General features: G+C 32.8%; 21 protein-coding genes. 10 read left to right on the forward strand and 11 right to left on the reverse strand.

Annotation, left to right across the window (positions count from 1 at the left end):
- Window positions 1–13: 13 nt before the first annotated feature.
- The 8 genes from GCL57_RS11055 to rpmH form a co-directional block, all read right to left on the reverse strand.
- The gene (locus GCL57_RS11055) at window positions 14–220 is read right to left on the reverse strand and encodes a hypothetical protein (RefSeq protein WP_152213411.1); all 207 of its coding nucleotides are present in this window, start codon (window positions 218–220) and stop codon (window positions 14–16) included.
- Window positions 210–1,034 (reverse strand): enoyl-CoA hydratase/isomerase family protein, encoded by an 825-nt coding sequence (locus GCL57_RS11060; RefSeq protein WP_152213412.1) that lies wholly within the window; start codon window positions 1,032–1,034, stop codon window positions 210–212. Before GCL57_RS11060 ends, GCL57_RS11055 begins: the two co-directional genes overlap by 11 nt.
- A complete protein-coding gene (locus GCL57_RS11065) occupies window positions 1,031–1,867 on the reverse strand; it encodes a PspA/IM30 family protein (RefSeq protein ID WP_161597719.1) in 837 nt (278 codons plus the stop codon). The genes GCL57_RS11060 and GCL57_RS11065 overlap by 4 nt, the downstream gene beginning before the upstream one ends.
- Before the next feature lie 118 nt (window positions 1,868–1,985).
- A complete protein-coding gene (gene scpB, locus GCL57_RS11070; protein ID WP_152213414.1) occupies window positions 1,986–2,675 on the reverse strand; it encodes an SMC-Scp complex subunit ScpB in 690 nt (229 codons plus the stop codon).
- Window positions 2,676–2,692: 17 nt separating this feature from the next.
- Entirely contained in the window at window positions 2,693–3,244 is a 552-nt protein-coding gene (locus GCL57_RS11075) for a hypothetical protein (protein WP_152213415.1), read from the reverse strand.
- 135 nt (window positions 3,245–3,379) lie between these two features.
- On the reverse strand, window positions 3,380–4,345 hold the full coding sequence (gene fmt, locus GCL57_RS11080) for a methionyl-tRNA formyltransferase (protein WP_152213416.1): 966 nt from the start codon (window positions 4,343–4,345) through the stop codon (window positions 3,380–3,382).
- 85 nt (window positions 4,346–4,430) lie between these two features.
- Complete coding sequence (gene folK, locus GCL57_RS11085) at window positions 4,431–4,949, reverse strand: 2-amino-4-hydroxy-6-hydroxymethyldihydropteridine diphosphokinase (protein ID WP_161597720.1); 519 nt, start codon at window positions 4,947–4,949, stop codon at window positions 4,431–4,433.
- Window positions 4,950–5,013: 64 nt separating this feature from the next.
- Window positions 5,014–5,166 carry a 50S ribosomal protein L34 gene (gene rpmH / locus GCL57_RS11090; RefSeq protein WP_152213418.1) on the reverse strand — a complete coding sequence of 51 codons (153 nt, stop codon included), beginning with the start codon at window positions 5,164–5,166 and terminating at the stop codon, window positions 5,014–5,016.
- Window positions 5,167–5,376: 210 nt separating this feature from the next.
- Here rpmH and rlmB point away from each other — a divergent pair, with 210 nt between their 5' ends.
- The 7 genes from rlmB to GCL57_RS11125 all read left to right on the forward strand — a co-directional run bounded on the left by rlmB (window position 5,377) and on the right by GCL57_RS11125 (window position 12,530).
- On the forward strand, window positions 5,377–6,435 hold the full coding sequence (rlmB, locus tag GCL57_RS11095; RefSeq protein ID WP_152213419.1) for a 23S rRNA (guanosine(2251)-2'-O)-methyltransferase RlmB: 1,059 nt from the start codon (window positions 5,377–5,379) through the stop codon (window positions 6,433–6,435).
- A 19-nt stretch (window positions 6,436–6,454) separates the two neighbouring features.
- Window positions 6,455–7,384, forward strand: coding sequence for a laccase domain-containing protein (locus GCL57_RS11100; RefSeq protein ID WP_152213420.1), 930 nt, complete (start codon window positions 6,455–6,457; stop codon window positions 7,382–7,384).
- Between the two features lie 129 nt (window positions 7,385–7,513).
- Window positions 7,514–7,930 (forward strand): preprotein translocase subunit SecE, encoded by a 417-nt coding sequence (secE, locus tag GCL57_RS11105; RefSeq protein WP_161597721.1) that lies wholly within the window; start codon window positions 7,514–7,516, stop codon window positions 7,928–7,930.
- A gap of 33 nt (window positions 7,931–7,963) precedes the next feature.
- Window positions 7,964–8,584: a transcription termination/antitermination protein NusG gene (nusG, locus tag GCL57_RS11110; RefSeq protein WP_152213422.1), complete on the forward strand. Its 621-nt coding sequence runs from the start codon at window positions 7,964–7,966 to the stop codon at window positions 8,582–8,584.
- Between the two features lie 279 nt (window positions 8,585–8,863).
- The gene (locus GCL57_RS11115; RefSeq protein ID WP_152213423.1) at window positions 8,864–9,250 is read left to right on the forward strand and encodes a PilZ domain-containing protein; all 387 of its coding nucleotides are present in this window, start codon (window positions 8,864–8,866) and stop codon (window positions 9,248–9,250) included.
- Window positions 9,251–9,273: 23 nt separating this feature from the next.
- On the forward strand, window positions 9,274–10,449 hold the full coding sequence (locus GCL57_RS11120; protein WP_152213424.1) for a tetratricopeptide repeat protein: 1,176 nt from the start codon (window positions 9,274–9,276) through the stop codon (window positions 10,447–10,449).
- Between the two features lie 293 nt (window positions 10,450–10,742).
- Window positions 10,743–12,530: an FAD-binding oxidoreductase gene (locus GCL57_RS11125; RefSeq protein WP_161597722.1), complete on the forward strand. Its 1,788-nt coding sequence runs from the start codon at window positions 10,743–10,745 to the stop codon at window positions 12,528–12,530.
- Here the strand turns inward: GCL57_RS11125 and GCL57_RS11130 are convergent.
- Together GCL57_RS11130 and GCL57_RS11135 are read right to left on the reverse strand one after the other, a co-directional pair.
- Entirely contained in the window at window positions 12,420–13,289 is an 870-nt protein-coding gene (locus GCL57_RS11130; protein ID WP_152213426.1) for an SDR family NAD(P)-dependent oxidoreductase, read from the reverse strand. The two genes, GCL57_RS11125 and GCL57_RS11130, sit on opposite strands and share 111 nt — an antisense overlap.
- Window positions 13,246–14,112 (reverse strand): lysophospholipid acyltransferase family protein, encoded by an 867-nt coding sequence (locus tag GCL57_RS11135; protein WP_152213427.1) that lies wholly within the window; start codon window positions 14,110–14,112, stop codon window positions 13,246–13,248. Before GCL57_RS11135 ends, GCL57_RS11130 begins: the two co-directional genes overlap by 44 nt.
- Before the next feature lie 199 nt (window positions 14,113–14,311).
- On the opposite strand from GCL57_RS11135, the gene GCL57_RS11140 reads away from it, so the two are divergent.
- The 3 genes from GCL57_RS11140 to GCL57_RS11150 all read left to right on the forward strand — a co-directional run bounded on the left by GCL57_RS11140 (window position 14,312) and on the right by GCL57_RS11150 (window position 17,552).
- Window positions 14,312–15,496, forward strand: coding sequence for a hypothetical protein (locus tag GCL57_RS11140; protein ID WP_152213428.1), 1,185 nt, complete (start codon window positions 14,312–14,314; stop codon window positions 15,494–15,496).
- A gap of 165 nt (window positions 15,497–15,661) precedes the next feature.
- Window positions 15,662–16,522, forward strand: a complete 861-nt coding sequence (locus GCL57_RS11145; RefSeq protein WP_152213429.1) for a ParB/Srx family N-terminal domain-containing protein — start codon at window positions 15,662–15,664, stop codon at window positions 16,520–16,522.
- Window positions 16,523–16,601: 79 nt separating this feature from the next.
- Entirely contained in the window at window positions 16,602–17,552 is a 951-nt protein-coding gene (locus GCL57_RS11150) for a fused DSP-PTPase phosphatase/NAD kinase-like protein (RefSeq protein ID WP_152213430.1), read from the forward strand.
- On the opposite strand, the gene GCL57_RS11155 is transcribed toward GCL57_RS11150, so the two are convergent.
- Window positions 17,549–19,039, reverse strand: coding sequence for an SDR family oxidoreductase (locus GCL57_RS11155; protein ID WP_152213431.1), 1,491 nt, complete (start codon window positions 19,037–19,039; stop codon window positions 17,549–17,551). The genes GCL57_RS11150 and GCL57_RS11155 overlap by 4 nt on opposite strands.
- Window positions 19,040–19,073: the final 34 nt, after the last annotated feature.

Consider the following 19,073-nt stretch of genomic DNA (forward strand, 5'->3'; position numbering starts at 1 on the left):
TAATTGGGTAAAGTTACTTATCAGATTCTTTTTTAACAGAAGGAGTTGGGGAATCGGAAGAATTTTTTTGAACTTCTTTTTTTCGCTTTATGGTTTCTTCTTCGATTTTAGAAATATAGGTTGGATAAAGTGGAGCTGGATCCATTTTATATCCGCAGGAATAAAGTGAGTTTGTAGAGATCAAGATTAAAAGAATTTTACAAAATTTATTATTCAGCATTTTTATTTCTTTTTGCAAAGAAGTTATCAATTCTGTTTTTGTGTTCAAGATTCAAAAAATATTTATCGAATATTTTAATATCATATTCCTGTAATTGATAGGCATCGTTTATTTTATGTCTTTGCATAAGATCATAACGAACATCACTTGGGGAGAGTTCTATTTCATCTCTCCATTCATTTAATGCCTTAATACAGCTTTTTATATTTAAAAATGATCTATCAATTAAATTAAGTCGGATCAATTGATCATATAAAAGACTCATTTTAGCAACAATAATTGCTGATACTTTTTTAGGTGAGAGTTGTGGACAGAGCTCTGACAGTCGCTGCATGCCTCCCCATCCAGCAGGGATCCCAAAGCGCATTTGGGTAAAATGAAGGTCAGATTTTTTTCCAATACTCCAACGGAAATCAGTTGCCAATGCTAATTCAGCACCACCTCCGTAAGCCGGACCTGCAAGTAAAGTAACAGATGGAATGGAGCATGAATGAAGTATTTCACAAAATGCTTTAATTGAAGATGCATAGTTTTGGCAGAGCTCTTTGCTTCCATTTTTTAAATCAGATAAGTTTCCACCACTCGAAAAAATGCCTCTTACCGTAGATTGAACTATAATTAAAAAACAATTATTTTCCTTAAGAAACTTTTCAAAAATTGAAATATTATTTTCACTTTTCCAAGAAATTTCTTGCATAACAGCAGACATTCTTAAGCTAATTGCATTTCGTGTTGATGGCGAGGAAAAGGTAACAAAGCAAATATTATTTAAAATATGTATAGTAAAATCTTCACCATCAACAAGTTTTATCATTTATTTAATCCCGAGGTAAGCTTGCTTAATTCAACATCGATAGTATCTTTTTTGGTAAATGGAGCTGAAGTTTGGCTTGGTAAGGATGCAAATGGATCACTTTTTAGAGTGATTTTATTTACACCAATTGCATCTTCAAAGGCGGAAAGATGCTTTGAGCGAGAACCAGCTTGGCTGAGTTCTTTATCAAGATCTGTTTTTTCAGCGCCAGTAAGTTCTGTCGAAAGTTTTGCAACAGCTTTTGATTTTTGACGTGCATTGCGAATGGCTTCAAGGTTTTTAGAAGAAGAATCAACTGAAAGGCCAGAGAGTCGATCATTTAATTCTTTAATTTTTTGGCTACTGATAATGTCAGCAACCGTTTCTGCCTCTTCTTTATTCAAGGAATCAATTTGTGTTTGAAGCTCTAAAAGTCTAACTTTATAGCGCTCAATTGCTTGTTGTTGTTCGTCAATTTCAGCTTCGAGTTCTTTAACCCTTTGTTCATTTTTTTCTGATTTTTCTGCAAGCTGTGCATACGCGGCTTTATAGCGCTCATCAGGTGTTTTTTTATAAAGCTCAATTGCTCCAGACATTTTTTGTTGAAGTTCTTCAGATTCTTTAGATATTTTTTTAACTTCTTCAGACTTCATTTCTCGAATACGTATAAGTTCTGCAACTGCTTCACGCATTTCTTGATAGTCTTTGCTCCAATCTTCTTTTGTTTTACGAAATTGTGAGCGAATGGCATCTGCATTTGAGGTGACCATTTTGTCAGCCATCCTTTGAGTTTTACCTTCTGCCAGTCCAAATGCACTTGAAAAAAAACGTCCTAAGCTATCTAAAAAACCCATATTTTCCTCCAAAATTCCAAATATCCCCCGATTCGATGTACGTCTCAGTGGTGAGTTGCACGGAATAATACCAGTCATTTTGAATTCTGTTAAGGATCCAATTTGATTTTATCTTTTTTTAGGATTCCTCATTTTCGCTATATCCAATGTCTTGGGCACTCGGTAATTCTTCTTCTTTTTCTTCGAGCGCACTTAATGCCAAGGCTGCTTTTTTTTGTTCATCTAAATTTAATTGTAAAGAACGTAAATTAGGCAATTCATTCAAGCTAGAAAGTCCAAAAACGTCTAAAAATTTTTGGGTTGTTTTATACTCCAGAGGATTGCCAACTTCTTTTCGAGTTCCTGAAGCATAGATGAGATCTTTATCTTTTAAGGTTTGTACAATTGATGAACTATCAACTTGCCTCAATGCATTAATTTGTGCTCGGGTAATAGGCTGTCTGTAAGCAATAATAGAAAGAGTTTCGAGAGCATTTTTACTTAAGGAACGAGCTTTTCCAGCATATTGTTTTTTAATTAATGGAAGATGTTCGTTTCGGGTCCGTATTTGATATTTATGATTAAGTTCAACTAACTCGAATGCTCTGTGTTCATAATCAAGTGCAATAGCGCGGAGAGCCATGCGAACATCAGAGAGTGAAATTTCCCCAATCCATGCTCGAATTTCTCCGGCTTCTAAAGGAGAGTCTGCAACAAATAATATGGCTTCAACTCGTGTTTTTAAAATATCAAAAGCAGATTTTGTATAAATACTGCTTTCTTTCTTTGGAGTTGACTCTGAGTTTAAATGTATGTTTTCTTCTTCCATAGGTTCCTAATTTTTAATTAATCGGTTTCGCGATTCTTGTTGCGGTCTTTTTTTTGAGTTTTTTTTTCTGGAATTACTTGAGCATCAATAATATTTCTGTCTGCTATACGTTTTTGTGCGTCGGCAATGAGGGTTTGACCGATGTTTCTTCTGAAGTTCTTAAATGATTCTATACTCGTAGGAGCATTGTTTAGAAGAACATTGTTGACATATTTTACAATGGGAAGGAGGTTTTTCCCGTTGTTGTGTTCAACAAGCATATTCGTAATTTCTTTACGGATTTCTTCAGTTGCGACTTCTTGAGGTTGTCCCTTCAAAATACTTTTAACAGCAGATACAACAATTTTTTCAATTTCAGTGCCTGTTTTTTGGCCAAGTTCATTTGCTTTTCCAAGTAAAACATTAATTTCTTCTTTTGAAAATGAGCGAGCTGAGTCGACAGCTTTCCGAGCAAAATTTAAAACGGCTTTCGGGTTCAGATTTTCTTGATTTCTTTTGATCGTTTCGACGATTGAAGCAGAATTGATATTTTTAATATTGCTTATTAAAGCGCTAAATTTGCTTTCCATTTCACCATTCCTTGTGTTTATTGCAAGCTCCCGCCGAGCACACTTACCTGACAGTTACTATTGCTGAGAAACTAAACCTCTAAGTATTCTCCATACACCAAAATAGCTCATCATCAAACGACTAAAATTATGATTTTACAGATCTAATTTTAATAGCTTCCCTTTTATACCATTTTGAAAATCCAACGCCGAGACAACTTTTTTTCCGGGAAGCTGCATTTCGAGGATTTCAAGGATTTGGGTATCTCCACAACAAATGTTTAATGAGTTTTTTGTAAAAATCAATTCACCAATTTTTGAATTTTCAGAGTTTTCTGAAACTCGAGTGGTGATGATTTTCATCTCAATGGGTTCATCATTTAAAATAAATGAAGATTTTGTATTTGGCCAGCCTGCAAAGGCGCGAACTTTGTTGTGTAGAGCTAATGCGGGCATTTTAAAGTCGAGGATTCCTTCTTCAACTTTAATTTTATCTGCTTTTGTTGCTTTAGAATGATCTTGCTCTTCTGTCTTTAACTTATCTGAAAAGAGCTTTTCAAGGGTTTTAATTAGGAGGTGTGCTCCTTTTTCAAATAAGATATCTAATAATTCAGGAGCTTTTATTGAGTTATTAACAGCAAATTCTTCTTGTGCAGCAATAGGGCCAGCATCCATAGCTGCCACTGAAAATAAAATACTCACTCCTGTTTTATTGACCCCCACTTCGAGAGCCCTTTGCACAGGAGAGGCGCCTCGGTACAAAGGTAAGAGGCTGGGATGGATATTGAGGGTTCCAAATTTTGGGATTGCTAGGAAATCTTTAGGTAAATAATTACCATAGGCTGCAGTGATACAAAGATCAGGTTCTAATAGTTTAATATCACTTAAAAATATAGGATCCTTTGCTGAGTGTGGAGTCAGAACAGGTATTCCTCTTTCCAATGCAAGTTTGTGAGTTGGGGAAGGAACATCTCCCTTTCCTCTTAAAGAACGGCTGGGAGGTTGGCTGACGACAAGGATAACTTTCAAAAACTGATGAGCTTCAAGCAAAATTCTGAGGGCTTTTTCTGCTACTTGTGGTGTCCCTAAGAATACAATTTTTTTACGATTATCTGCTTGCATAAGTTGAACTACTCGCGTTTTTTATTAATAAATAGGTTAAGACATTAAAATGTCCAGAAGCACTTTATCTGAATACATTAGATTGTTAAAGAGAATCAAGATTTTTTTGTTGAGAGCACATTTTGAAGTGATTTATAAGAATAGACTCATGAACTTGTAGTTCATTTTCTAAAATATCTCGCCAAAAATCTCTGTTAAAATAATCTAAATGTGGAACGTGAAAGTTTGGCTGTCTTTTAAAAGGGAAGGGTGTGCACTCAGAAAATTTTTTAGCGTCGTTTTTAGCACAAAAAAGTAGGTCAATGTCGAGATTGCGAGGCATCCAGCGGCGCTCTCGAGGATGGCCAATTAAATCTTCTATCTGTGCAATCTGCTCATAGAGTTTATCTGGAAGGAGATCTGAGTTAGCTATGCATATGAAATTTAAGTAGTTTTCATGATCATCTGTTTTATAGTGAATGTGGCTCAGCGGCTTGGTTTCTATCCATTTGCTTTGAAATTGAACTTTAACAAATTCTTCAAGTAATTTAAGTGATTTATTAAAATTCTCAATCCGATTGCCAACATTAGAGCCAAATGCAAGAACGTATTTGTATTTATGCATGAAATTATTTCTCATAAAAAAAAGACGCATAGAAATGCGTCTTTTAAGCTTGTATATGGCTAGTTTACTTGGAGTAAACTGTTGCCGCAAGTTGAGTGCGGCCTTTAGCACGACGACGTTTGATAACGTTACGGCCATTTTTGGTTGCCATGCGAGCACGGAAACCATGCTTGCGTTTACGAACTTTATTACTAGGTTGAAATGTTCTTTTACTCATAGTGAAAACCCTCTCAAGTCACAGGAAACCTGTAGCTAGCACAAGCCTAAAGTTAGCGCAAGAGTAAAATTTAAAAATTGGAAAAGCTTATTATCTTGTTTTTAAGTTTGGCTTGCTGCAGATAGTTTTTGACATTGTTGTATCCTGTGGCATAGCTTGATTTACTGATGCGTTAACATCATTTTACCTTAGTAAGAAAGAGATTTAAAAATGGTTTTTAGAAAAAGAGAAGAGCGTTCACCAAAAAGAAGAGAAGAACGTGCTGTAAAATCAAAACAATCTTCAAGACCAGCAAGGGCTGAAAAGCCTTCCTTTTCAAGAGAATCTTCTAGAAAAAGCGACGATTCTCATAATAAAGCCCAAAGACCACAAAATCCAAGAAGCCGTTTTTCCAGAAATGTAAAAGAAGGCCAAAATCTTTCTGAAAAATCTGCTCAACATATTAAAAAACCTGTAAAAAGAGAGCGTCCAAGCGACAGGGCTCCCCGTGAATTATTTATTTGGGGAAGACGTACAGTCGAGGCTTTTTTGTCTAATTTACATCAAGCTAAAGATGTTGATAATCAGAAATACACATTGCATATTATTGTTGATAAATCTGGCAAAGCTCCATCGCAACTTAAACCTGCGGTTGAATCTTCTCAATTACTTGGTATTAAAGTTATTCCACATTCTTCAGCTGAAGAAACCTGGCCACTCGCCGATGCTGCTGACGATTTAAATCACCAACGTGTTTGTTTAAAAATTCCTGAATACCCAACTCAAAATATTGTTGAAGCTATCGAGTTTATTAAAAAAGCTAATGAAAATACAGAACATGGTTGTGTTGGTCTCGTTCTCGATCAAATCCAAGATCCTCGTAATTTTGGAGCAATTATTCGTAGCGCAGCATTTTTTGGTCTTAAATTTGTTGTTTATGGTACAGATAGACAGGCAGATATAACTTCTCTGGTATTAAAAACGTCTGCAGGCGGAGCATTTTCTATCTCTCTTATTCCGACGGTTAATATCAATAGAGCTCTTGTTCAGCTAAAAGAAGCAGGAGCTTGGATTGCAGGGACAGCATTGACGGAAAATGCAACATCACTTACCGATCTGCCAAAAGACAGAACTTGGGTTGCAGTTATGGGTAATGAAGGAAAAGGTCTTCGCAATGAAGTTATTAAAAATTGTGATTATGTTGTAAAAATACCTGGCGGTCTTGGAACAGTTGACTCTCTTAACGTAAGCGTTGCAACGGGAGTTATTATTAATTCTCTTATAAAATAAAAGTAAAATGTAGGCAATTATGCGTATTTTAGTTTCTCTTAATTTAAAAGAGTACCCAACTTTTATACCCAAGTCCTTTGAGGAACGGTTTTTATTAAACACTGTTGTCCTAAAGGATTCGCCCTTTTCAAAAGATTTTATTAAAGAAATTCCTATTTCTGGGTTGTATTGCTCCGTAGCATTTACATTAAATGAGCCTTTAGAAAATACTTTTTTTGTAAAAGCATGTCATGGCAATCAAGTTGTGCGTGCTTGTGAAGATGGAAGTTCTTTAAGTGCCGATGCTCATTATATATCCATACCAATTTCAACAAAACAATCTCCTCAACAATGCAAAAAGAATCTTGGGATTCGCACGGCCGATTGTCTTGCAGTGGCAATTTGCTTTGAAAATGACAAGTATTTTATAGGTTCATTGTCACATGCGGGTTGGAAAGGTTTGAGCTCGGGTATATTGCAAAATACACTCGATAAAATAAAGCAAGAAGCTTTGCAGGTTGGAGTGAAAGAAGCTGAATTTGTGCAGAATCTTCATGTTCATATAGCGCCTGCAATATTCGGAGTGAGCTATGAGTGCGGAAGCGATGTGCATGATGCTCTTTTAAAGCATAGGGAAAATCTTTTTTCTCAATATCAACAAGCAACTTTTTACAATAGTATTTATTCTGATCTTATCAATATCAATCAAGATAAAATATTGAGTGGTATTATAGAAAAAGGCAATCAAAAAAAGATTGCAGATAATAAAATTTTTCCAGATCTCCAACTTTTAGCAGCTCTTGAATGTATCATATCTGGTATCTCTGAGCAAAACATTGAGATTTTGCGTGAGAATACGTATAGTCATCCTGTCCTATTTAGTTTTCGTGAAGCAACTCATAAAAAGACTGACAAAAATCTTCGCCAATGGACACATCTGCGATTTCCTTTTGTTGATCAGAATTTATAAGGATTTTCTCATTTTTTGGACACTTTGAGGGCATGATTTGTCTTGCTCAACAAAATAGAACCGTGTTAGCTCTTCACACTTATGGTACGTTTGGCTGAAAAGCTCGACTCGACAGGAGAACAAAAGCAAATGAATGAAGTTTCTAACATCGCCTATCGTTATGCAGCTCTTTTGTATGGTATTATAGCGGCATATTTTTGGTATCTTTTTTATTCACTTTGGGTCTTTTTAGGAAAGCATTATTTCCCACAAAATGTATCAAGTATTTTTAGTCTTCAAAATCATAATTTTTCAACGGTAAGTATCGTTGTTGCAACAGTTTTAACCATGGCTGTAATTGTTGTCTTAATTATGAATAAAAAGTTAAAGACATTTATAGTTGATGTTGGAGATGAGCTTTCTCGAGTTGCTTGGCCTACATTTAAAGAGGCACAAAAAACCACGGCAATCGTTATCGCATTAGTTATTGTTGCATCTATTGTACTATTTCTAGCGGACACGGTTTTTTTAAAGATAATTAATTTAATTATGTCTACAGCAGCATAATAATAGAGTATAATTTTTGAGGAAAATAAACTCATGGTAGAACACAAAACAAGTGAAACAGACGCATCAACTGCGCCATCTTCTTTTTCTCATGAAAGATTCAAGTGGTATGCTGTTTTAACGCAATCAGGTATGGAAAAAAAAGCGAAAGCTACGCTTGAAGAGCGTATCAAAAAGCTAAAAATGTCTGACTATTTTGGACAAATTCTTATCCCTACTATGACCATCGAAAAAATCGACGAGAGCGGAAAGAAAAAGAAAGTCGAGCAAAAAATGATGCCAGGTTATCTATTTGTTCAAATGGATCCTGTGCATAAAGCGACTTTTGGTTGTGTTAAAGACACACCAAAAATTTCTTCATTTATTGGCTCTGCTGCAAATCAGGATCCAAAACCTGTTCCAGACGAAGAAATCAGTCGCATTTTCAACCGTGCTGCTGAAGCTACTAAAGCGGCTCCTGCAAAACCTGTTACAGCGTTTGAAAAAGGCGAAAAAGTTAAAGTTATTGACGGTCCATTTACAAACTTTGTGGGTGATATCGACGAAGTTAAGGCGGACAAAATGAAGCTTCGTTTGCTTATTTCTGTGTTTGGTAGAGCGACTCCAGTTGAACTTGAGTTTAGTAAAGTTGAAAAGCTCAAAGATGGTGAATAAAAGCAATTGAAAAAAGTGCTGTAAAATAAAAAAAGAGCTTTTAAGCTCTTTTTTTTTATAGAAAAGTTAAGTTTATTTATTGATATTGTTTATCTGCTTATTGATAAAGTATTCAATTATAGAAGGGTAAAAAGCAATAGAAATATAAGCTAATGAGGAATTATTTTCAAATAGACTTAAATAGTGTAATTTTAGAATGAGACAATAATATTTTCTAACAGAATTTTTCTATATTTATAATTAAGAAGATTGATAATATTTGTAAATGGATTAAATATTATGAATTTATCAAATAATGACGGTAACACTGAAGAACAAAGATCTTGGGCTGGGTATTTAACTGGGATTCCTGTTCTTGTGCAAAAACTAAATAACAAAAAGACATATGAATGCACGCTTTTAAATATTTCGAAATCAGGATTTTTGGTGCGAAGTGAAAAGAAAAAATTTGATATTATTATAGGAGATGAAATTTTCATATTAATAGATCCACACTTATTTATGATAGAAAATAAAAATATTATAAAAATAAGTTCAACTTGTACAAGATTAGAAAAAAATGAGTTTTATCTTGGTGGAAAATTTATTAATTTAACTTCAGACTTAAAGAAAGATATAGAAAAAATTGTTAAATGTTTTAAAGACTTAAGTGAATACGAAATTTAGAATGAATAAAGGGTTATTCTTATATGACCAAAATGAGTGATTTACCCATTGATATGGTTTTTTTAATCATCGATGAAAGTGATTCATTTAGGGATATTATTTCCATGGGTTTAAAATCTCTGGGCTTTAAAAACATAATAAAATCTCCGACTTCACACCTTGCCTACGGAAATTTAATCACTCGAAAAATTGATTTTGTCATCAGTGAACTCAATTTAGATGCGATGAGTGGAATTGATCTCTTAAAAGAAATCCGAGAAGATCGTAAAATAGGGCTGATGCCATTTCTTATGATGAGTACTGAAATTACAAAAGATCAAATTGCCATGTTGGCAGAATATGAGATTGATGGGTTTATTAAAAAACCTTTTACATTTCAGATGTTGGTTGAGAAAATACCTGTTTGTTTAAATCATTATAATGATCCCACAAATAAAGAGTATTTCTTTTCTCAGGCAAAAAAGTTACTTGCACAGAAAAACTATCAGCAAGCTTTTAATACTTATGAAACATTATTAAATTCTTACCCACAATCTGCACGCGCATGTGTTGGCCTTTCTCACTGCTATAGAGGTTTTAATGATTTTGAAAGAGCCGAGTATTTTTGTAGAAAAGCTATTGATAATAATAAATTGTATGTTCAAGGTTTTGATGAAATGGGAAAAATATGTATTGATAGAAATATGATTGATCAAGCAATATATTTTTTTAAAAGAGCCGTATTTTTAAGTCCTAAAAATCCTGTAAGATACGAATCAATTACAAATACTTTAATTGAAAAACAGCGATTTAAGGAAGCGGAGGAATTTTTAGAAGATGCATCTCTTGTTGGAATTGATTATCAAAGTATTTATGAGCAGTATGCACGCGCACTATTTTATCAAAGAAAATTAGAAAAGGCAGTTATGTACTTTGACAAAGCATTAGAGAATTCTGAAAATAGGAGAAGTTTATTAAACTTGATGGGTATATGTTATAAAGATTTAAATCGTTATGATGAAGCAATTAAATATTATGATATTGCAATCCACGAGTTTCCAACAGACACTAAAGTTCTTTTTAATAAAGCACTTTGCTATTTGGAAATGAATGATCTTAAAAGTGCAATGAAAATATGTGAAGATATTGTTAAAATAGAACCCACTCACGAGAAGGCCAGTCGAAAAATCAAAGAGATTGAAGCAAAGATGAAAAATTGAAATTTAATTTGATTTGAATTAATAAATTAATTAGGAAGATTTATAATTCCTGGCATTAAAATAAAGAGTGCAAAAAAATCTTTAAATTTTTCTTAAAAGTAGAAAATTTTTATTATTACTTTTAGTATTTTATATCTATTTTGTTTAGTTAAAAAAATACATAAATAAAATGAAAATAAAGGTATGATTAAAAAATTGATTCAAGCATAAAAATAAAATAGTATACTCTTTCTTAGATATGCATAGAATTTGAGTTTCAGTTTTATATGCTAAATTCTTGGGAGGAATATTTTATGATGAAATGGTGGGGCTGGGGTGATCCAAATAAGTCATTTCCAATTGAAGATAAGCCAAATTTGTGGCCTTGGATAAAAAAAACGATATCTATTTCAGAAAATAAAAAAATTGCTGAGCCAGTCAAAAGAGAAGATATCAAATTAAGTCCTGTAAACATTAGTGAAGATTTTCTTTCTGAAATAAAGCAAATTTTAAAAAATGATCAAATAAGTACAACTGAAGATGATAGACTTTTGCATTCTTATGGCAAATCATATGCAGACTTATTTTACGTACGCAAAGGAATTGTAAAAAAGTCACCAGATATTATTTTATACCCTTTATCGCATGATGAAGTGGAAAATATTATTAAAATTGCAAATACGCATAATGTTTGTGTCATTCCATTTGGAGGGGGAACAAACATTGTGGGAGGGGTTGATCCTCGAGATCAAACTGTCACTGAAAAAGGACCTCGTTGTATTGTTACCCTCGATATGTGTCTTATGAATAAACTTATTTCAATTGATCCTCAGTCTCAGACTGCTGTTATTCAAGCAGGAGTGCTCGGACCAAAACTTGAAAAGGATTTATCTGAAAAAGGATGGGCGTTGGGGCATTTTCCTGATTCATTTGAATATTCAACTTTAGGCGGATGGCTGGCAACACGCTCAGCTGGAATGCAGTCTGATGCTTATGGTAAAATTGAAGATATGCTTGTTTCTTTAAAAATGGTAACTCCAAGTGGAACAATCATAACAAGAACAACACCAGCATCGAGTGCAGGTCCAGATATAAATAGACTTATTGTTGGCTCAGAAGGAATATTAGGTGTTATTACTGAAGCAACAATGCGTATTCACAGAACTCCTGCGGCAAAAGATTATCGCGGGTACCTTTTTCCAAATTTTGAAAAAGGGGTTGAAGCTATAAGGGAATGCGTAGATAAAAATTGGATTCCAAGTATGATTCGTTTTCAAGATGAAGGCGAAACTCAACTGGCTTTTAATTTAAAATCACCTAAAAAAGGCATAGAATCCATAGTACAAAAGCAATTAAAGAAAATATTATCTGTCACTGGTTATGCTCGTCCTTGCATTATGGTTGTTGGTTTTGAAGGTGATGATAAGCAAGTTCAAATCATTGCAAATGAAGCAACAAAAATTTTAAAGAAACACAGAGCTTTTTCTTTAGGGAAAGGCATCGGAAAGACATGGTCAAAAGATAAATTTAATATTCCATATTTACGTGATTATATCATGGACTATGGAGTGATGACCGATGTTGCTGAAACAGCTGCTGTTTGGTCAAAACTCATAAATGTGCATAAAAAAACGATCGAAGAAATGAATAAGTATTTTAAATCGCATGGAGATGGAACTGGATACATTGGTTGTCATATTTCACATACTTATAAAACGGGTGCATGCTTGTATTTTACATATGCAGCAAAACAAATAATTGGAAAAGAAATTGAACAGTATTATGGGTATAAAAAAATAATAACTGATACATTCATGAAGAATGGAGCAACTTTAACGCATCATCATGCAGTTGGTTATGAGCATTCACCTTGGATGGAAAGTGAAATCTCATCAACGGGTTTAAAAGCTTTAAAAGGAATTAAAAACACTCTCGATCCAAAAAATATATTAAACCCTGGTAAAGTATTTCCTGTGGAAGAAGAAATGCGCTTAGGCGTTTTTGGTATTGACGCCCCTGAAATTGTTAATCAGAGCAAGAGCAGAGCTAAGAAAAGAAGTGGGCAAACAGGACGCAATTTGCACGAAGATACGATTCGTTAATCCAGGTATGTAAATTTTATCTCCACGCATAAGGGCCTTGTAACCTTGTTCAGCAACAAAATCAGGATCCATGCCCTTTTGCTTTAGTTTACTTAGCTTATTTAAATTTTCAGAATAATATCCAACTTTAGAGCGTGAGCGAAATTCAGTTTTAGTAATTCCAGGGCATAAAAGCATTACTTTTATGCCATATTTTTTAGTTTCATAGGCAAGGGATGAGGAAAAAGAATATAAAAAGGATTTGCAGCCGCCATAAACAGATTGAAATGGAACGGGTGTAAAAGAATACACTGAACCAACATTTAATATGTAGCCTGATTTTCGTTTTTGCATGCCAGGTAAAATCATTTTTGTAAGAGCAAGGGTTGTACTTATTTGTAAATCTACCATTTCAAGTTCTCTATTTATTTCTGTTTCTTGAAACGCCCCATGCACTCCAAAACCTGCATTATTAATGAGAACGTCAACATCTAAAGACTCTTCTTTTAAAAATTTTTCAATTTTATTTAGTGATTCTCTTTGCGTAAGATCAACTGATAAAGTATAAACTTTTGTATTATAATTTTTATTAAGATTATACTCAATTTGGTTTAATCTTTGACTATCACGTGCAATTAATAATAAATCATAACCTTCTCGAGCAAATTTGACGGCAAAAGAATGTCCAATGCCACTGGATGCTCCTGTAATAATAGCAAAAGGTTTGCGGTGGGTATTAATTATGCGATGTGTTCTGCTCTTGAGTTCTATAAATTTCATTGCGTTTTATGACTCCTGAATTATGAGAAGAGAAATATTCTTCTTCTTGCTTTTTTATTGTTTGGGCAATTTGATTTACAATTTCACTACAACCTTCTTTCCCAAAAAGCTCTGTTGTTGGTGTTATTACATTCATTTTCATATAGAAAGTTGAATTTTTAACTGGGTAATTTGAAAATGTCTCTTGTTTATCTCCTCTAATATAAACGCAGAGAACACGGCAGTTAGGAACATTTTGGATGATTTTGCCAACTCCATAAGTTAATTGGTTTGGATCAAAATATCCTGTTCGACTTCTTTTTCCTTCTGGGAAGATGGTTACAACCTCCCCTTTTTTTAAAATTTTCTTACAGATATCCAAAATTTCATTATGATGATTGGGAGAAGCATCTCTATGTATAAAAATGCATTTGCAGAGAAGTGCGATTAAACGATAGCGCTTTTTTTTGCCAAAAAAATCTCCAGCAGGTAAATTCCAAGAGAAGAATTTAAAATGAAATTGGTACCAAAATATTGAAGCCAATGCCCAAATAATTAAGCAAGAATCAATAAAAGTAAGGTGATTTGAGCAAATGATAATTGGGTTATTATTTTTTATAATTTCTTTAAACTGTTTTCTGATTATTTTAATATCTTGTATTTTATATCGCAGAATATATTTAAAAATTAAAATTATCCCTCCACAAAATGGCAAAAGTACCAATGTGTTTATGACTCTTTGAAGCTTTAAACGTTCAACTGTATATTTCACAAAAATTGAAGCATTAGAATTTTTTAAACGAATTACCTCGTTTGTAGTCTTAGTGCTGTGATTTTCAGTCATGCTTTCGTCCTCCCAATTGTTTTCCCAATTTATAATATTTTAAGTGGATTATTGAGTAAATCAATTTTTAAGAAATTTATTGTATGATCTTTTTAATTTGGGATTTAGAACACATTCTCTCTTTTTGTAAAAAAGTAAGCATGTGTTAAATTATATTAAGCGCTAATTGGAAGCGGCAAGTTACTCTAAGGAGATTGACATGTTTAAGAAAGTTCATTTTATAAGATTTTTTTCAATATTTATATTGCTTATTCAAAATGATCAAATTATAGCTCAGAAAAAAGAACTAGAAAAAGACAAAAAAGTAAATTTATATGTGTCTATGGATAATATGAGGAGAAATCTGGAAAATATATTCCCATATTTATTTTCTGAACAGGACTTTAAAGATCAAAAAAACAGTAAATTTATTTTAGAAAATTTATTAGCTGTGGCTAAAGGAGCAAGAAGTGCAGAAAATCATGCAAGATTAAAAGAAAATATTGCTGCAAAAATCAATATAAGTATTTTAGTGGATAATTTAAAACGTGCTGAGTATAGTTTTAAAAATAATAGAAAATCAAGCGCTCGTTATGTATTAAAATCTGCTATTCAATCTTGTATTGCGTGTCATACAGCTCCTTCTGGAAGTAAAAATTATTTATTTAAAAATGATGAAAAAATGTTTTCTAAATTAACTGAAAATGAAAAAATAGACTATCTTTATACGACTCGTCAATTTACTGAAGCAGAAAAAATATTAATTAAACGAATTGATGATTTTGAAAAAAATAATATACCTTGGGTTGATATGCAAAAGACTCTTAATTACCTTGCCATATATTTGGTGAGAGTCAATCCATCCGCAGAAAGAGGTTATGAGGTCTTTTCAAAATTGGCAAACTCAATGAAGGTGCCAAAAGAAGGGCAACAAGAAATTTCAGAATGGGCAAATAGCTTTAAACAATGGAATCTTGAAAGTAAAAACCATAATTCATTGAGCAGTAAAAATTTATTTACAAGAATTGACTCAGAAATTGGACTTGAGCCTGACGAAAGTAGCCTTGCTTATGACCCCGCATTTACAATAAACAGAATGAGATATTTTAGCCTAATTTACAGTCAACTTGAAAATAAGCAGGTAAAAAGTAAAGAAACTGAAGCAAAATCATTATATTATCTTGGAATTATCAACAATGCCTTAGAACCTTTCGCCACTCTGAATATTGGAGATGCTTATTTAAAAGCATGTGTTGTCGTGTCACCAAAATCTATGGAAGCTAAGCATTGCTTCCATGCTTTTGAAGAAAGTCTAAAGCTGCAAAATTCGGGTTCTGGAGGGGTATTTTTATTACCAGAAGATCTTAAAGAACTTCAGTATTATAAAAATCTATCTGGATCCTAAAATAAAACTTAAATATAGGGGTCGATGATCACTTGGTTAAACCATATTTTTAAAGAAAATTCTTGCGTCATTTATAATTATTTGCATATATATTTTTTACAATAATTTTAGTGATTTTTTACTATAAAATTATTGTGAAATCATATAATAATTGGAGATAATGACATGCATACGGTGGCAAGGGGTTTGATTTCTGTTTCGATTGTTGGTATTAGTTTTTTATTATTAGGTAGTTGTATAAACCCTGAAAATCGTATTGTTAAAAATTCAAAATTTACCAAAACTCAATGTCTTGACCCTCAGTCTAAAAAAGTTCAATATTTTCCAAAATGCTCAGAATTATCTAAACCAAATGAAGTTTGCTCGTTATCAATTGAAGATCTCCTACCCACGCAATTTACATATGGTGACTCATATGTGTTGGATATTAAAAAGAGATTCACAGGAAATCCTCTAAAAGCACAAGAATTCATCTGTTCAAAGCCACCGAGCGTGGTCATTGGTCCAAAAAGTGCAAGAGGGTTTTATTTAACAGACGGGCATCATAGAATGAAACTTGTTGAAAAGCTTATGAAAGAAAACTCAAATATTTTTACTATTCTCGTTAAAATTGACAAAAATATTCTTGAAAATTCAGCAGATATGGATAGAGACGTGTTTTGGCAAGAAATGCTTTTAAACAATGATGTTTATTTAAAAGACAAAGGTGTTGAAAGAACCCCTAATGAGCTCCCAAAAAATATCTTTTCAGTAAAAAATGATCCTTATCGCTCATTAGCCGGACTTATTGCGGACGATAAATCAAAATTTTGCTTTGATCCTTCTCTTTCAAGTTACGGTAATTTTGCAGAGTTTTATTGGAGTGATTTCTTTAGGAATGTCCATGGGCTTGAAAACTATACAGATGATCATGATTTTGAAACTGTAAAGAAATCAATTCAAAATTATCGAATTCCTGGAACAAATGATGTTGTGAATATTTGCCATTTGCCGCAAGCAAAAAACTTACCTGGATATGTAAAGTAACAAATTTTTATTATTACAATTGATTTAAGATTATAACTAAGATTTAATACCTTCAGTGTTTTTCATAGGGGGTATTTTAATGTTTTATAAAAAAGTTTTTTCCTTCTTTGTTTTTCCTTTTTGTCTTACTGTATTGCAGCAACCTTTAAGCGCTACTGTTAGTATTGAAAATAAAGAAGATAAAAACTCTATTCTTGTCTTAGACAATATCAGCGCAAGCGATAAACCTGTTAATTTTAGAACTGCAAAAATGCTTGAAGAAAATTACAAAAATAAGGGTAATACATTTGGGTTAAATAAATTAAAGGTTTCTGGAAGCGGGCAGTTCTCTTCAGATTCACTGCAATGGATCATTAAAAATACGATTGGTAATGTAAAAAATAATTTTATAGTTGTTGATTTAAGAGAAGAATCACATGGATTTGTTAATGGGACTCCCATTTCTTGGCTTCCTTCTCAAAATAAAGCCTTAAATATAAAGAGTTTTCCTCAAGATGAAGAATTAAAAATAAAAGAATTGAGTGAGAAAAAGCAAGTAAAAATTCCAACAGCTACAAGTTTTAAAGAAAATGGATTTGAAGAAAGTGAAGAGGTAGAGCTTGATATTAAAAATACAATTTCAGAGGAAACTTTACTTAAAAATAATAATATAAGTTATCAAAGATTTAAGGTGACAGATCGAAGCATTCCAACGGATGAAGAAATTGAAAAATTTGTTTCTTTTGTAAAGAATTTGAATGATGATACTTGGGTACATTTTCATTGCCATGCAGGAAAAGGGAGAGCAACATCATTTTTAGTAATGTATGATATGCTAAAAAACTCCAATAAGGTTGCATTTGAAGACATTATTAATAGGCAAGCAGCAACTAATTCGAGTAATAATTTATTGACCCATATAAAACAGGATAAAAGTGAAATTATTGAAAAGAGAGCTAAATTTCTTAAATCATTTTATTTATATACTAAAGCTCTTGATAACAACTACAAAGGAAAATGGAGAGAATGGGTCTTAAATAGTATTAATTAAGTAAGTTCTTTCTTTTTTGAGGACAGTGATTTTAACTGTGGTAAACACCATCTATTAAGACCTGGAATATGAATTTCTCTCCAATATCTATCCCAATTAATTTCTGTTGGATTATATGAAAATTCTTTCTCAACAACCTTATGAGCCATTAAATTTTCAGATTTAAAAGTATAATTATAATCATAAATGAAAGGTTTATAAACTTTTGCAATAACATCAATTGCTTTTGCTTTTCTTTTTATTGATTCTATTTTGCTATTAATACCAAATTTTGAAAGTATACGTGAAGAGTTTTTTTCTAATTTGATTTTATCCAATAAAAAAGTGACTGTTTTTTCAATTTTTGTTAAACTGGGACCAGAAAAAATATGTTTAGGTGATATAAATTTTGTTTTAGGATAAGGTAATAAAAAACCTTCTAAACGTTTTCTTTCAAAAGTTTTATAATACTTACAAATATAATCAGTGGCAAGTGCAACTGATAATGGATTGAGAGCAGAAGTTGAACTATGGTATATTTCTAAATGTTTCTGGCTTAAGAGTGCTGAACCAGCAATGGTTAAACCTCTTGCAACATAATCAACAGGAATAATATCTAAATTATGATTTGGTTTTGCCACAAGAAGGCGGTAACGTGAACTGAGCATTTGAATAAATGGTGCTGTTCCATTAAAGTCTTCATTCCAACCTGGAAATGGATATTTTTCTGCAGATTCAACAATACTTGGCCTAAAAATACAGAGTCGATCCCGCGGTAATTTTTGTGATAATAAAATTTCGCCCAACGCTTTTGTGTATGTGTATGTATTTGGCCAACCGAGTCTTTCTGCTCTCAATGAACCAATTAATTTGAGTTCTTTATCAGTGGCGCTGCGAGAGCGTGCTCCTAATGATTCTTGCATACCCCAATTATATTCATCTTGAGCAGAAAATTGCACGCCATTTGGCGAGATATTTTTTGATAATTTTTCAGAGACCAATCCATCAGCCATGCCTGCAACGTAACAAGTTGAGACATGTAAAAGTTTTGCTTTTTTTGTGGATAAAATAAAGTCTGATATATTTACAGCACCGCCTGTATTTGTTTGTAACATTTGATCTAAGGGGGCAATAAAACGTAAGTCAGCAGCAAAATTAACGACAAGATCAACTTCATCAATTAATTTCGCTTGAATTATTTTATTGAGTCCTAGTTTGACTGAGCATATGTCGCCAGTGATTGCTTCCACAATTTTTAGATCTGCTAAATTATTTCCATATTTTTGGTGTAATTTTAAGAATGCAGGGCATTTTGAATACATTTCTGTAAAACGTATATTTCCTTCCTTGCCTTTACTTGGTCTGACTAGAATGTATATTTTTTTTATATTCGGTATGTAATCAACAAGCATGGAGAGCCAAACCTTACCGATAAATCCACTCCCTCCTATGAGAAGAACAGTTTTACCTCCAAAGCTTTCTTGAATGGAGAGATCAGATATCTTCATATATGGAACCCTTTCTTATGCTTTGAACTTGCGT

It is taken from the genome of Fluviispira multicolorata, from assembly GCF_009208585.1.
Taxonomy (GTDB): Bacteria; Bdellovibrionota_B; Oligoflexia; order Silvanigrellales; family Silvanigrellaceae; genus Silvanigrella; species Silvanigrella multicolorata.

Excerpts from the sequence above, each read along its gene's own strand:
- secE (WP_161597721.1), top strand. The coding sequence starts at position 7,514 with ATGAATGAAGTTTCTAACATCGCCTATCGTTATGCAGCTCTTTTGTAT.
- scpB (WP_152213414.1), bottom strand. The coding sequence starts at position 2,675 with ATGGAAGAAGAAAACATACATTTAAACTCAGAGTCAACTCCAAAGAAA.
- GCL57_RS11060 (WP_152213412.1), bottom strand. The coding sequence starts at position 1,034 with ATGATAAAACTTGTTGATGGTGAAGATTTTACTATACATATTTTAAAT.
- GCL57_RS11055 (WP_152213411.1), bottom strand. The coding sequence starts at position 220 with ATGCTGAATAATAAATTTTGTAAAATTCTTTTAATCTTGATCTCTACA.
- GCL57_RS11140 (WP_152213428.1), top strand. The coding sequence starts at position 14,312 with ATGTTTAAGAAAGTTCATTTTATAAGATTTTTTTCAATATTTATATTG.
- GCL57_RS11135 (WP_152213427.1), bottom strand. The coding sequence starts at position 14,112 with ATGACTGAAAATCACAGCACTAAGACTACAAACGAGGTAATTCGTTTA.
- GCL57_RS11130 (WP_152213426.1), bottom strand. The coding sequence starts at position 13,289 with ATGAAATTTATAGAACTCAAGAGCAGAACACATCGCATAATTAATACC.
- rpmH (WP_152213418.1), bottom strand. The coding sequence starts at position 5,166 with ATGAGTAAAAGAACATTTCAACCTAGTAATAAAGTTCGTAAACGCAAG.
- GCL57_RS11115 (WP_152213423.1), top strand. The coding sequence starts at position 8,864 with ATGAATTTATCAAATAATGACGGTAACACTGAAGAACAAAGATCTTGG.
- GCL57_RS11125 (WP_161597722.1), top strand. The coding sequence starts at position 10,743 with ATGATGAAATGGTGGGGCTGGGGTGATCCAAATAAGTCATTTCCAATT.
- GCL57_RS11120 (WP_152213424.1), top strand. The coding sequence starts at position 9,274 with ATGACCAAAATGAGTGATTTACCCATTGATATGGTTTTTTTAATCATC.
- GCL57_RS11065 (WP_161597719.1), bottom strand. The coding sequence starts at position 1,867 with ATGGGTTTTTTAGATAGCTTAGGACGTTTTTTTTCAAGTGCATTTGGA.
- rlmB (WP_152213419.1), top strand. The coding sequence starts at position 5,377 with ATGGTTTTTAGAAAAAGAGAAGAGCGTTCACCAAAAAGAAGAGAAGAA.
- GCL57_RS11075 (WP_152213415.1), bottom strand. The coding sequence starts at position 3,244 with ATGGAAAGCAAATTTAGCGCTTTAATAAGCAATATTAAAAATATCAAT.
- folK (WP_161597720.1), bottom strand. The coding sequence starts at position 4,949 with ATGCATAAATACAAATACGTTCTTGCATTTGGCTCTAATGTTGGCAAT.
- GCL57_RS11150 (WP_152213430.1), top strand. The coding sequence starts at position 16,602 with ATGTTTTATAAAAAAGTTTTTTCCTTCTTTGTTTTTCCTTTTTGTCTT.
- fmt (WP_152213416.1), bottom strand. The coding sequence starts at position 4,345 with ATGCAAGCAGATAATCGTAAAAAAATTGTATTCTTAGGGACACCACAA.
- nusG (WP_152213422.1), top strand. The coding sequence starts at position 7,964 with ATGGTAGAACACAAAACAAGTGAAACAGACGCATCAACTGCGCCATCT.
- GCL57_RS11145 (WP_152213429.1), top strand. The coding sequence starts at position 15,662 with ATGCATACGGTGGCAAGGGGTTTGATTTCTGTTTCGATTGTTGGTATT.
- GCL57_RS11100 (WP_152213420.1), top strand. The coding sequence starts at position 6,455 with ATGCGTATTTTAGTTTCTCTTAATTTAAAAGAGTACCCAACTTTTATA.
- GCL57_RS11155 (WP_152213431.1), bottom strand. The coding sequence starts at position 19,039 with ATGAAGATATCTGATCTCTCCATTCAAGAAAGCTTTGGAGGTAAAACT.